Source organism: Lacticaseibacillus sp. 30 (genome assembly GCF_053819265.1).
In genome coordinates this window covers 34319-46961 of record NZ_JBSOQX010000006.1, presented here as the reverse complement: position 1 = coordinate 46961, position 12643 = coordinate 34319, and the positions used below count along the sequence as shown (strand labels likewise).

12 protein-coding genes are annotated in these 12643 nt (G+C 46.0%); 4 read left to right on the top strand and 8 right to left on the bottom strand.

All coding sequences use genetic code 11. The features are described from left to right. Positions 1–4: 4 nt before the first annotated feature. Together ACWPAB_RS05660 and ACWPAB_RS05655 are read left to right on the top strand one after the other, a co-directional pair. Positions 5–313, top strand: a complete 309-nt coding sequence (locus tag ACWPAB_RS05660) for a PTS sugar transporter subunit IIB (RefSeq protein ID WP_003569162.1) — start codon at positions 5–7, stop codon at positions 311–313. 55 nt (positions 314–368) lie between these two features. Then, the gene (locus ACWPAB_RS05655) at positions 369–1820 is read left to right on the top strand and encodes a PTS galactitol transporter subunit IIC (protein WP_003569164.1); all 1452 of its coding nucleotides are present in this window, start codon (positions 369–371) and stop codon (positions 1818–1820) included. 209 nt (positions 1821–2029) lie between these two features. Here ACWPAB_RS05655 and ACWPAB_RS05650 read toward each other — a convergent pair whose 3' ends face one another. From ACWPAB_RS05650 to ACWPAB_RS05615, 8 genes are all read right to left on the bottom strand, one after another. Further along, complete coding sequence (locus ACWPAB_RS05650) at positions 2030–2224, bottom strand: hypothetical protein (protein ID WP_003569166.1); 195 nt, start codon at positions 2222–2224, stop codon at positions 2030–2032. 443 nt (positions 2225–2667) lie between these two features. Further along, positions 2668–3348 carry a DUF4867 family protein gene (locus tag ACWPAB_RS05645; RefSeq protein ID WP_003569168.1) on the bottom strand — a complete coding sequence of 227 codons (681 nt, stop codon included), beginning with the start codon at positions 3346–3348 and terminating at the stop codon, positions 2668–2670. A 21-nt stretch (positions 3349–3369) separates the two neighbouring features. Continuing rightward, positions 3370–4308, bottom strand: coding sequence for a tagatose-6-phosphate kinase (gene lacC, locus ACWPAB_RS05640; RefSeq protein WP_003569169.1), 939 nt, complete (start codon positions 4306–4308; stop codon positions 3370–3372). A 114-nt stretch (positions 4309–4422) separates the two neighbouring features. Next, on the bottom strand, positions 4423–5424 hold the full coding sequence (locus ACWPAB_RS05635) for a tagatose-bisphosphate aldolase (protein ID WP_003569171.1): 1002 nt from the start codon (positions 5422–5424) through the stop codon (positions 4423–4425). Positions 5425–5462: 38 nt separating this feature from the next. After that, positions 5463–5981 carry a galactose-6-phosphate isomerase subunit LacB gene (gene lacB / locus ACWPAB_RS05630; RefSeq protein WP_003569173.1) on the bottom strand — a complete coding sequence of 173 codons (519 nt, stop codon included), beginning with the start codon at positions 5979–5981 and terminating at the stop codon, positions 5463–5465. A gap of 44 nt (positions 5982–6025) precedes the next feature. Beyond that, positions 6026–6454, bottom strand: coding sequence for a galactose-6-phosphate isomerase subunit LacA (gene lacA / locus ACWPAB_RS05625; RefSeq protein WP_003569175.1), 429 nt, complete (start codon positions 6452–6454; stop codon positions 6026–6028). A gap of 4 nt (positions 6455–6458) precedes the next feature. Continuing rightward, entirely contained in the window at positions 6459–7235 is a 777-nt protein-coding gene (locus ACWPAB_RS05620) for a DeoR/GlpR family DNA-binding transcription regulator (protein ID WP_003563743.1), read from the bottom strand. 444 nt (positions 7236–7679) lie between these two features. Next, positions 7680–8306 carry an HAD family hydrolase gene (locus ACWPAB_RS05615; protein WP_003563745.1) on the bottom strand — a complete coding sequence of 209 codons (627 nt, stop codon included), beginning with the start codon at positions 8304–8306 and terminating at the stop codon, positions 7680–7682. A gap of 60 nt (positions 8307–8366) precedes the next feature. Between ACWPAB_RS05615 and ACWPAB_RS05610 the strand changes: the two genes are divergently transcribed. After that, a complete protein-coding gene (locus tag ACWPAB_RS05610) occupies positions 8367–9488 on the top strand; it encodes an exonuclease SbcCD subunit D (protein WP_016381496.1) in 1122 nt (373 codons plus the stop codon). Further along, entirely contained in the window at positions 9488–12613 is a 3126-nt protein-coding gene (locus tag ACWPAB_RS05605; protein WP_003587361.1) for an AAA family ATPase, read from the top strand. The genes ACWPAB_RS05610 and ACWPAB_RS05605 overlap by 1 nt, the downstream gene beginning before the upstream one ends. The last annotated feature ends 30 nt before the right edge of the window (positions 12614–12643 follow it).

The window sequence follows — 12643 nt, the reverse complement described above, 5'->3', positions numbered from 1 at the left end:
TGTTATGACAGTTAAGATTTTGGCAGCTTGCGGCGCTGGCGTTAATTCTAGCCACCAAATCAAAGATGCAATTGAAAAGGAATTTAAGAAGCGTGGTTATAACGTTCAGGCAGATGCAGTGATGGTCAAGGATGTTAACGAAGATATGATGAAGAACTATGACATCTTTACACCGATTGCTAAGACGGACTTGGGTTTCACCCCAGCAATTCCAGTTATTAACGCTGGCCCAATCTTGTATCGGATGCCAGCAATGGCGAAACCTGTTTACGACAAAATTGAAGGCGTTATCAAGAAGGAAAATCTGAAATAGTCTCATGGTCTGATGGCGATGAACCGTCAGATACATATAAGGAGTGAGAAAATTCATGCAAACCATTATTGATTTGGCCAATGCGGTCTTCAAGCCAGTTATTGATTTAGGGGCAGCGCCGATTATGCTGATCGTGCTGACCTTAATTGCTTGGGCGGTTGGCGTTAACTTCTTTCATGCGTTGGAAGGCGGCATCAAACTTGCGATTGCGATTACTGCGATCGGGAGTGTTATCGGTTTATTGACAACCACCTACCAGCCGGCGTTAAATGCTTTCGTTAAGTCTACAGGGATCAATCTTTCAATTACTGACTTAGGTTGGGCACCGCTTGCTACGATTACTTGGGGTTCACCATACACATTATTCTTCCTAGCAATTTTGGTAATCGTCAACTTAGTTCTTTTATTCTTGAATCGGACAAACACGTTGGATGTTGATATCTTTGATATCTGGCACTTATCATTTACTGGTTTACTGGCTATTTATTTTGGAGCGAACCTGTTTATTGCTACCATTTTGGTTATCTTTATCGGCATTTTGAAGATCATCAATTCTGATCTCATGAAGCCAACTTTTAACGACTTACTTGACGATTGGGAAAACCCAATGACAACCACTCATTTAAACTACATGATGAATCCAGTTATCATGGTGTTTGATAAGTTATTTGACAAGTTGTTCCCATGGTTGGACAAATACGACTTTGACGCTGCAAAGCTTAACGAAAAGATTGGCTTCTGGGGCAGTCGTTTCGCCATTGGGATTTATCTTGGGATCTTTATTGGTTTGATTTCTCATCAGAGTATCAAGTCAATCGCGACATTGGCCTTTATGGCCGCTACCTGCTTGGAGCTGTTTAGTATAATCGGTTCATGGTTCATCGCTGCTGTTGAACCACTGTCACAAGGTGTTACTGATTTTGCCAACAAGCGTCTTGGCGGACGTATGTTGAATATCGGGCTTGACTGGCCATTCTTGGCAGGCCGTGCTGAAATCTGGGCCGCTGCTAACGTTTTGGCACCAATCATGCTGCTTGAAGCACTGGTATTGCCTGGCAACCGCATTCTGCCTTTAGGCGGGATCATCGCCATGGGTGTTACCCCAGCCCTGCTGGTTGTGACTCGCGGTAAGATTATTCGGATGATCGTTATCGGTGCTATTGAACTGCCGCTCTTCCTTTGGGCAGGCACCCTCTCTGCACCATTTATCACACACACAGCTCGCGCACTACACGCGCCTGGTATTCCTGCAACAGGGCTCTTCTCTTCCTCAACTAAGGAAGGTCCAATCGAACAATTCATCGCTGTTCTTGTTGGTAAAGCTTCCAAGGGCGAAATGATGATGGTATTGTACGCTGCACTGGCATTGATTGCTTATACCGCATTGTTCTTCTGGTATCGTCACGAAATGATGAAACGGAATCAGAAGTACTCTGATGACGGTAAAGAAGTTGCTGACGATGTTAAGTTCGTTGCAACACACGGTGCTGCAGGATCCGCGGACTAAAATTCTTAAATCTTTTAACTTACAGCTTCATCATGAGATGCATAAAGAGCCTCCATCGTTTTTGATGGGGCTCTTTTTGTTTCATCAATGGTAAATAGACGTTATTACTTTTTGAGAAACAAGTAGAAGGACATTTTAAAGAGGCACAAAAAAAGTCGCGATGGCTTTCGCAACTTTACGTGCTGATTGAAAAAAATGGCTGAATTGATTTACCGGCTTGCCCGGTTTTCACGACGCTTTTTACGATCAAAGACATGGTCCATTTTGAGTAGCTGATAGAGGGCATAGCAGGCGGTGACCATCACTAATACTTGTGTCAATGAGTTTTTAAAAATACCGTTTATGATTGCTACGAATGTCACAAGGGCCAACCACAGTAAGTAAGTTTTTCTACGTGCCGTCATCAGATTACCTCCATTGGCTTTTGAATAACTCTATTATACCGCAGCTAAAGCGCTAACACTAGTCAAAAAAGAACTAAAATTAACAATATCGAACAGGCAACACAGCTCGTATTATTGAGGCTAAATAAGGTTGCGGGTTAATAGGCATCACTTGCATTGAAGTGGTAAAGCACGGAGAACTAAAAGCAAAGAAAAATAAAAAAGCTCCCACTGCATCCACAAAACGCAATCGGGGCTTCTGTTTACTTGAAAAATATAAAGCTGTTACAGTCTAATAAATTGAATTAAAGTCTTGCTCCATTCTCAATGGGGGGACTAACCACGTTCTTTCGATGAATGGCGTGAGTGCGATGTCGACGTGGGCTGGTGGACACGTTAAAGTGACAGGGCACATTTTGGATGCTGTCTGAGTTGTTAACATAGGCGCATTCGGCCATTGTAACTTAGTTTAAATGCTTCACCCGAACGAGTTCGCCGGTGACGCCAACTTGAATACCTTGCTTGATCTTGTCTGTCCGACTTGCATGGACGACTTGAAACTTGTTTTGCTTAACGATTAGCTTGTTATCAGTGTGATAGTCGGCTGGCAATGGTTGGTTGCTGCCGCGCACAAGCATCACGATAAACTTGAAGCCGCTGGCATGTGCTTCGCAAGGGCTGTAATGAAGGGTGTCACTGAAGAATTCAACAACCGTTCCAGCCGGGACGAAGAAAAGCTTCGCGTCTTTTTCGGCATTGAATTGGTCGTCGTGCATCTGTCCGCGCTTACCGATCACCATGACAACATCGGTGAAGAAAACGTTCACTTCACTGCCTTGATGGAATTCAACCGCAGTCAAAGCTTCCGCGTGGCCAGCACATTCTCCCGCTTCAATTGGCAAGCCGGCGTAAACATCACGACCAATTTGCTGCACCACAGGAATCTTTTCCATGTCGGGATTTGACGGGACATAGAGATTGGCTTCGCTAGGGGCGGGGATGGTGACATGCTGATCCATGAAGGTTTTGAGCTCACTGACGTCATACTGGGCGTAGGTGACACCATAGTCGGCAAACGCTGCCTCATCTAAGCTGTGGATGGTTTTATCTGGATTAAGGGTTCTTAGCTGATCAATGGTTGACATAGATGGACTTCTTTCTGAATGTTAATAGGATTCAATTGTTACTTTGGCAAAATACTCATCAAACTTAGCTGGATTGACGAAGCCGGTTTCTGCTTCCATGGTGTTCAACATCCCGGTTGTCATCGCCGTTTTCATGATGTCTTCATCCGATTTGCCATCATGAATGCCCATGGCTAAGCCAGCCAATGTTGAGTCGCCGGAGCCCACAGGATTAACGACCTTAATCTTTGGAATGGCAGCGTGATAGAACTTATCCAAATGTTTTACGAAGGCACCAGCCGCACCTAGGGACACGACTATCCAATCGACACCATCAAAAATCGGGTCCATCAGATCGTGTTTCAAGGCCGTGTAGTCGGTTTTGTCAACATCACGGTTGAGCAGGCCGCCAAGTTCTTCTTCGTTTGGCTTAATCAGCAACGGTTTCACAGGTGCTTCTAAAGCGGATTTTAAAGTGGCACCTGATGTATCCAGAAGCACTTTGACGTTTTTTTGACCTGCATGGGCAATCATCTGGGTGTAATAATCAGCCGGTAATCCTTGCGGCATGGAACCGGAGATGGTGATCAAATCACTTTTGTCTAACAGGCTGTCAAAATGGCTGAGAAATTTCTCGGCATCTTCGGCAGCAATTGTTGGTCCGGCTTCCAGAATTTCAGTCTGTTCACCGCCATCATGTAACATAGCAATCGAACTGCGGGTTTCGGCATCAATCGGGAAGAAGTCATGGTCAATGCCGTCGCGATCAAGCTGATTTTCCAACCACTTGCCAAAATAGCCGCCAATAAAGCCAGTTGCTGTAATCTCGTGATTTAACATATGAATGACGCGAGATACATTTAATCCCTTACCGCCAGCAGTTTTCCGTACCGTTTTCACCCGATTGACGGTGTCGATTTTGAGATGTTCGAGCGGGTAGGAGACGTCAATGGATGGGTTTAAAGTCACTGTTAAAATCATAAGTATTTTCCTCCAAAAATGTGATGATGAGCTGGGTCGGATACAAACCTAATCACGGAAGACGTTATAAAAGCCGATTCCCTGAGGAGTCGGCTTTTATCGTCTTCACGCGAATTAGGCGTGTTCGACCTTGTCCGTCCAAGGAGTTGCCGTTTCAGCTAAGACCTTGTTTAAGCGATCGATGTTTGCTTTGCCTTCAGTTTGCAGCCATGCTTTACCAGCAGCTTCGCCTTCAGCAGCAAATGGTTTCACGCCTGGTTTCCAAGTTGCCCGGCCGCAGAGAACACCGTTGAAGGTTGAACCTGCTTGCTTTGCAAATTTCAGTTCTTCGAGGAACAATTCGTTTGAAACGCCAGCAGACAGGAAAATGAATGGCAGGTCGGTGGCGTCGGATTGGGCTTTGTAATACTTGGCAGCCTCCTCCTTGGTGTAAACCGGGGTCACGCCTTCATCTGTGAAGCCTTCGACAAACTTCTGATCAACTGGAACCTCGACTTTTAGAACAGAGACATTGTACTGTGGTTTGCTGAATTCCTTGGTGATCTTGATCACCTTATCTGGCTTTACCTTTGCCCATGCAGCCGTCCCAGTTTCATTGAGGGTGCCATCGTAGGAAACCAGTTCCAAGAACAATGGCAAATCGTTAGCCTTTGCTTCGGCACCAACGCGTTCAACGAAAGCATACTTGCGATCATTGATGGCGTCAGGTTCGTCTGGATCGATATAAAGCAAGAATTTAACGGCATCGCCGCCTTCATTCTTAATGCGCAACGCACTTTGATCATCAATCAGATCTGGAAAACGGCCAGGTTCGGTAGCATCATAACCGGTCTTTTCATATGAAAGCAGCAGGCCAGCCTGAGGGGCACGGACTTTGGCAGCTGGCAGACCATATTCCGGATCTAGCAGAATGGAACTAGCGTATTTGGTTAATTCCTCAGAAACAGCCTTTTTGAAATCAACGATGGTGGTTTCATCAGCAGGCTTGTTGGCCGCTGCCGCAAGCATCTTTTTCAAGGAACCGCGTTGATCAATGGCCAGAGCAGAGATGATGTTGTTGTCATCGGACAATTGTTGCAAATGTTTGTATTGGCCAGCAGTAAGGGTGACAGTCATGTAGAAATTCCTCCTAAGAAATAGTGTCGAAGTGATAATTAGTCGTGGTAGACGCCTTCAGCCCACTTTTCGAGTTCAGTATCGAAGAAGTGCGGATTGTCTTTTTGTTCTGGATTTGGCTTGGCAATGTTATCAATTTTATCGATGATTTTCTTGTTCTGAGGGGTTTCTTTATAGGTGGCATCCAGATAAGCTTTGACAATATCTTGGATCATATGGATACCAACCGTGGCACCACCGATGCCCAATACATTGGCATTTAATTGTTCACGTGCATAAACAGCCGAGGTCACGTCATCACACATAGCTGCACGGATGCCGTCGTTTTTGTCAGCGGCGGTTGAAATACCGATACCAGTACCGCACATCACGATGCCTAAGTCAGCGCGGCCGTCAGCAACATCTTCGGCAACTTTCTTACCATAAATAGGATAGTGGGTACGATGGGTGTCATAGGTACCTTCATCAATGACGGTATAGCCCATATCTTTTAACATGTTCGAAATTTCAATTTTCTGCATCGTGACGATGTGATCGTTACCAATAGCAATAATCATAAGTGTGAAGCTTCCTTTCTTCTTTTAGGCTGTAGGCAAGGGGACTAAATCATTTTTTCGAGCATGTCGAGGCGGATTTGGTGACGGCCGCCTGCATATTCGGTGTCCAGATAACGTTGGATGATCACAAGTGCACGATCATAACCTGTGATGCCAGTGCCAATAGCAATTGCCTTGGCGCCATTGTGTTCGGCGGTCATATGGGCGGTGTTTTCTTCTTCGACAACCGCGGTGACCATGCCCTTGACTTTATTTGAGGCCATTGCTGAGCCCATACCGTAACGGTCAAACATGATGGCTTTATGTGCATCGCCGCTCAACAGTTCCTTTGTAACAGCCAAAGATGAATCAACAAAATCTTCAGCAGGTTCTGGGGTCATATCCTTAACCCGATACTGATGATCCTCTAAATATTTTTTAACTTGTTCCTTCATTGCGAATCCATCTTTGTCTGCGCCAATAATGACATCCATGTTCTTATTCTCCTTTATTTGTTTTATCTGTGATGACATGTGTGAACGTGTTGTAATGTTGAAGATCATCGCGACTGATGCCCGGATCGGTAATCAAGCCATCTGTCTGATCAAGATCATAGAAGCTATAGAAGTCTTGCCGATTCAACTTGAAATGATCTGCGACCACAAGTTTCATGCCCGCATTGTCTAAGGCAATACGTTGTGTCTGGCCTTCTTCGGGGCTAGCATTGCTGATATGATTGTCCGCAATACCGTTGACACTGATAAATGCTTTCGTGGTGGTGAGATGTGCTAGCATTTCGTTTGCTAAGCTGCCGATAAATGCGCCAGATCGAGCCCGAAGCCGTCCGCCAATTAGTTGCAGTGAAAAGAAATCCGCGCGATCCTGAAAGCTTTGAAAAACAGGGAGACTGTTGGTGATGATGCGCACATCGGGTTTTTTGAGATATTGTGCAATCATTTCGTTCGTGGTCCCAGGGCCGATATAGATCGTGTCGCCTGGTATGATCAGTGCGGCAATTGTTGCGGCGATTTTTCGCTTTTCATTCACATGAATTGATCGCTTTTCATTTCGGGATAATTCAGTCAGCGGTTTAAAGTTGGTACTTTGGGCGCCGCCATGAATGCGGACTAACTCTTTTTGGTCGGCAAGCTCTTCCAAATCCCGTCGCACCGTCATCGTTGAAACACCAAGGCTTTCCCCGATTTCGTTGACAGTTACAATACCCTTGCGGTCAACTAAATTACGTATTGTCAGTAAGCGCTCGTCTTTTAACATATCCTCACCTCGCACGTGTGTTCATTGTTGTTTGATTTTGTTTCTTATTACATTGTTCAAGTTACCACCGAGTTCAATATTCGTCAAGCCTATAAATACGATGTCTATTAAGATTTCATTTGCCTTGATGATAATTGATAGAGATCACAAGAAAACGGTTTACAATGAACAAACAAATATAATGCGACATTTAACCAAACAGAAAACAACATACACACACATAAATCTGTTTTCACGAACGGTTTCACAAAAATGCTTATGCTGGGTGACCTGTGTCGGATGGCTTTTTAGCTGGTATAGATGAGAAATTCATGGCATAAATTCAAAAAGTAAGTTTAAAAAAAACCGCCAATAGTTGCATGTGCGCACGCACCCTTTGGCGGTTTTTGGTTGGAAATTGTGGATAAACGTCATTTTAACGTAGTATATAATAGGAACAACACGTCAAGCTAAGGTTGGCAAAGTCAGCAAATCACTTGCCTGTTGTAGCACCGCAACCCGAGGCATTACTTCATTACTTGGCGGCGTGGTCCAACCTGCAAGTGCAAAAGCAACCTTGGCGTCGGCAGCTGCCTGTGCATCAGTCGGTGTATCACCAATGTAGATCGTTGATGCTGGCTCACTGCCCAAACGTTCACGTGCGAGGGTGATGGGATCGCCAAAGGGTTTGTTGCGTTTGGCCTCGCCAGCAACCACGATCGCGTCGAAGTAAGGACTAAAATGAAACTTTTTGTCTTCTTCAATGAACTGCGTCTTGTCTTTTGACGTCACTAGGCCAAGCTTGTAGGTTTGTTTGAGCTGATTGAGCGCATGCTGCATACCGGGAAACCAAGCAATGTCGGTGAGGAATTCCTTCGAATCTTCTCGCCATTGCTCATGGACTTCAGGAATTTCTGCGGCACTGAATCCGAGTTCCGCGAGGCTGTCAACGCCCGCACGCCCATTGGTCCAGGTTAATTCATGAATGGGGACCTCTCGGCCATGGCGGCGTAATGTTTTTTGTAAGCCATACAAATACGCCTCTACATTGTCGAGCAGCGTACCATCGATGTCGAAGATAAAAGTGTTCATGATATTCCTCCCAATAAAGATAATTGTAGCAAGTAAGCGATAACAAGGAAAGGCATAACGATGAGATTCTTACACACAGCCGATTGGCATATTGGCAAAAAACTTAATGATTTTGATTTGCTTGAGGATCAACAAGCTGTGTTTGAGCAGCTGGTGGAAACGGCTGAGACGCATAAAGTTGATGCTATTATCATTGCGGGGGATCTCTATGACCGCGCCTTGCCAAGCGAAGCTGCTGTTTCCGTTCTGGATAACATGTTGATTAAGTTGAATCGTGACCACGGCTATCCGTTGTTGGTCATTTCAGGCAACCATGACTCTGCGGTACGCCTGCGCACAGGTCGGGCATGGTATGCCGCTACTAAAATGTTTGTTAATACCCAAGTAGCCGAAGCTTTTACACCCATTGAGTTGGATGGCGTGCAATTCTTTTTGCTGCCGTATTTTGAACCCTTTGCTGTTCGTGACTATTTTCAAGATAAGACAATCACGAATGTGGCTCAGGCAATTCGCCCGATTGTCGCGAAAATGAAGACTTTATTTAAGCCAGATATGCGTCATATTCTGGTTAGTCATTTTTTCGCTGCTGGAACTGACCATAGTGCTTCGGAAACGAAAGTTAATGTTGGTGGACTGGACGCGGTACCGCTGGATGATTTGGCAGCATTTGATTATGTGGCACTAGGGCATCTGCACAACCATCATGCTTTGCATGGTGAACCAAAGATTCAATATAGCGGTGCTTTGTTAAAATATGCGGTCAGCGAGGCCCATCAAGAAAAAGGGGTCTATATTGTCGATACTGAGACCATGGATCGTGAGTTTGTGCCGTTGAAGCCTAAGCACGATTTAATCGAGTTAAAAGCTAGTTATGCCGACTTGACGGCTCCAGCATACTATCAGCAGCAGGATCGAGATGCCTATATTGGGATTGATTTGACCGATACGCAAGTAATTCCTAATGTCATGGCGCAATTACGCCAGATTTATCCGCGGATTATTAGCCTGCGCCGTGAGAACGGTGTGAATGCCGTCAAGCCTTTGCAAGAGCGGCAGCGTGATTTGGATCCGATGAGTTTGCTGCAGACTTTTTTTAAAGATATGACACAAGATGATTTGTCGGCCGCCCAGATTAAGTGGGCGAAGGCAGGGTTGACGACGGCTAAAAAGGAGCAGGCATAATGCAACTTAAACAATTACACATGCAATTTTTTGGTCCGTATGCAGATGCAGTCGTTGATTTTGACGATTTTCGCACCAGTCCCTTATTCTTGATCAGCGGGCCGACCGGCAGTGGTAAAACCACGATTTTTGATGCTTTGATTTATGCCTTGTATGGTGAAACGTCAGGTGAGCGTGACGGTGGGCAAATGCGCTCAAATTTTGCAGGTAACAGCGATTTAACAAAGGTGACACTCACCTTTGATCATGATGGCAAACATTATTTAATCGAGCGCCAACCGCCGCAATTGCAAAGTAAAAAACGCGGCGATGGACTAACCGAAGTCAAAGCTAAGGTGTTGCTAGCTATCTCCTCAGATGAAAAACAGGTGGCTGAGTACCGTAAGAAAAATCAAGTTCAGGAACAGCTAGACGCCGTTTTACACCTTGATGCTTCGCAGTTTCGACAGATTGTTTTGTTGCCACAAGGCGATTTTCGCCGCTTCTTAGATGCTGATAGCAATGCGAAAGAAGATCTACTGCGTGACTTGTTCGGTACTCAGTTGATTCAACGTTGGCAAACCGCTATGTTGGCGCAGATGAAGGCCAAGGGAGCAGCCATTCAGGACCAAGAGCGGATGTTAGACGTTTTGATGTCGCAGTTTGACTTCGAGACGGCTCCTGACGAGCATGCTACGATGGCGGATAAGCTGTCATTGATGAGAGCAACGGTGGCGAGTCAAGCGAAAGTTGTGACAGCAAGACAAGCGACCGCGGCGCAAAGTCACCAACGATATCAGGAAGCACAAACGGCACTGCAACAGGGGCAACAATTGGCGCAGGCTTTTACAGAGCGAGAACAAGCCGCCACAGCTTTAGCAAAACTGGCGGAGCAAAAACAAACCCATCAGAAGCAATTAAAACAAATTGAACAATTGACATGGGTACAGCAACATGAAAATGCTGCTCAACGTGTTCAAAAGGCTGGACAAGATCTTAAAGCGGCAATTGTGCAGTCTGAACAAACGCAAGCAGCTTTAACGACGACCGAACAGAAATTTTCTCTGGACAAGCAAGCTTTAGCACGCTTGCAGGCCAAATCAGACCAGATTGAGGCCCAAAAGAAACAACTGAATAGTTTACAGGCTGTTCAGCAACAGTTGACAGCCATCGCCGAACAAAATAAACAGGTGATTAAACAAGCAGCGATTGTTAATGAGGCTGAGCTTGCGTTGACGCACGCACAACAGCAGTTGACAGACGCCCAAACCGTTAAAACACAGCAGCAAACAAGTCTGGATAACTTGGGCTTGGATGAGCTGATAAACACGGTCAATACTCAGCGCAACTTATTGGCTGCCTTAGTGCCACAGGCTGCTAATTATCAGGAAGCTCAAGCTGATGTTGCACAGTTGTCTATGGCCATCAAAAAAACCCAAGTTACGCTGGAGCAAGCCGAAACGCAGGTAGCAGCCACAACCTCGCATTTGAACAAGCTTCAGCAGACTCAGATTCGCCAACAAATTGCACATTTGGCTGCTAAGCTCGAGCCTGACAGCCCATGTCCTGTTTGCGGCAGTACTAGCCATCCGCATCCGGCGCTTGTGGTTGACGAACCATTGGTGAGCGAAGCAGCGTTGAAACAAGCCGATCAGGAACGGCAAAAGGCTGCCGCAAGAAAAACTATGGTCGAGACACAATTGGCGAATCTTGAAACCCAACTGAAAACTGCGAAGGCCAAAACTGCACAGGCAAGGCAGGCTTTTACTGAGCATTGGCAAGAACAGGCCAAACTGATTGCAGGCGTTGCGGATAAAACTGGTATTTTACAACAATTAACGGCGTTGAAAACACTGGCGGCAACTAACGAGCACCAGTTAACGGAAGCGCAAACGGAGCACGCTGCTTTGCAAGTTGCGCTAAAAAAGAGTGACAAGGCCATCACTACCGGTACGACAAAAGTTCAGCAATGCGAAGCTAGTTTGAACACGGCTAGAATTGATGCGGCTGAAGCGCAAAGTGCGTTGAAGACCATGCAAAAGAACCTGCCCGCGGAAGCGACGGATTTGGCGACGGTCGCTGCTCAAGCTACAACCCTGCAGACAACCATTACAACGTATCAGGCTCAACTTCAGGAGGCGCAGGCAAGGGTCAATGCTTTGGATCGGCAATTAGCCGGGTTGCAAGCAGACGAGAAACACGCCGCGGCACAAGTGACTGCTTTGACCAAGGAACAGGCGGAAGCAAAAGCAACCTTTACGATAGCAGTCACGCAGTATTTTGGTGCTGATGGCAAGCAACGGTTCGCCGAGTTGCAACTGCGGGTATCACAATTACCGCTATTGAACGAACAGGTTCAGACTTATGAGCATACACAGCTCAAGCAACAAACGTTATTAGATGCCGCCAATAAAACTATTGGTACCCAAGCACAGCCACAGCTTGATCAGCTTGAGGCCGAAGCAACAGCAGCGGAAACGACAGCAACAAACGACCAAACGGCTTTGATTAAGATTAGTCAGGCGCATGATGCTGCTGAAAAATTGGCCAAACAAGCCGCCACTATCTTTACGGCCAATCAAACGGCGCTTGCAGCCTATGCGGATTTACAAACACTGGCCACTGTGATGAATGGCAATGGTCCCAAGAAACTCAGTCTGGAGCGATACGTTTTGCAGGCTTATTTGCAAGAAATTCTGAATGTGGCCAATAGCCGTCTGCAGGTTTTGTCCAATAACCGGTATCAATTTGTTTTGCATACCAGCTTGGGGACGCAGAAGATCCACTCTGGGTTGGAAATTGATGTTTACGATGATCAGGTTGGTGAGAAACGAGCTGTGCAGACGCTATCAGGCGGTGAAAGCTTCATCGCTGCCCTTAGCTTGGCGCTGGCTTTGGGTGAAGTGATTCAGCAGGAAAGCGGCGGGATTAATATTGATGCATTGTTTGTTGATGAAGGCTTCGGCAGCCTTGATGCCAATAGTCTTGATGTGGCGATGAATGCGTTAGAATCATTAGAAGGCGAATCGCGGCTAATCGGCATCATTTCACATGTGACCGAGCTGCGGGATAATATTCCCGATCAGTTGCAAGTTGAGCCAGCAGGTACGGGCCGCAGTCGCTTAAAGATCCTTCACTCGGCTTAGCACTTTTAAATTGAGTGTGCCAAGTCTACG

Excerpts from the sequence above, each read along its gene's own strand:
- ACWPAB_RS05660 (WP_003569162.1), top strand. The coding sequence starts at position 5 with ATGACAGTTAAGATTTTGGCAGCTTGCGGCGCTGGCGTTAATTCTAGC.
- ACWPAB_RS05620 (WP_003563743.1), bottom strand. The coding sequence starts at position 7,235 with ATGTTAAAAGACGAGCGCTTACTGACAATACGTAATTTAGTTGACCGC.
- ACWPAB_RS05610 (WP_016381496.1), top strand. The coding sequence starts at position 8,367 with ATGAGATTCTTACACACAGCCGATTGGCATATTGGCAAAAAACTTAAT.
- ACWPAB_RS05650 (WP_003569166.1), bottom strand. The coding sequence starts at position 2,224 with ATGACGGCACGTAGAAAAACTTACTTACTGTGGTTGGCCCTTGTGACA.
- ACWPAB_RS05615 (WP_003563745.1), bottom strand. The coding sequence starts at position 8,306 with ATGAACACTTTTATCTTCGACATCGATGGTACGCTGCTCGACAATGTA.
- ACWPAB_RS05645 (WP_003569168.1), bottom strand. The coding sequence starts at position 3,348 with ATGTCAACCATTGATCAGCTAAGAACCCTTAATCCAGATAAAACCATC.
- ACWPAB_RS05635 (WP_003569171.1), bottom strand. The coding sequence starts at position 5,424 with ATGACTGTCACCCTTACTGCTGGCCAATACAAACATTTGCAACAATTG.
- lacA (WP_003569175.1), bottom strand. The coding sequence starts at position 6,454 with ATGGATGTCATTATTGGCGCAGACAAAGATGGATTCGCAATGAAGGAA.
- lacC (WP_003569169.1), bottom strand. The coding sequence starts at position 4,308 with ATGATTTTAACAGTGACTTTAAACCCATCCATTGACGTCTCCTACCCG.
- ACWPAB_RS05605 (WP_003587361.1), top strand. The coding sequence starts at position 9,488 with ATGCAACTTAAACAATTACACATGCAATTTTTTGGTCCGTATGCAGAT.
- lacB (WP_003569173.1), bottom strand. The coding sequence starts at position 5,981 with ATGATTATTGCTATTGGTAACGATCACATCGTCACGATGCAGAAAATT.
- ACWPAB_RS05655 (WP_003569164.1), top strand. The coding sequence starts at position 369 with ATGCAAACCATTATTGATTTGGCCAATGCGGTCTTCAAGCCAGTTATT.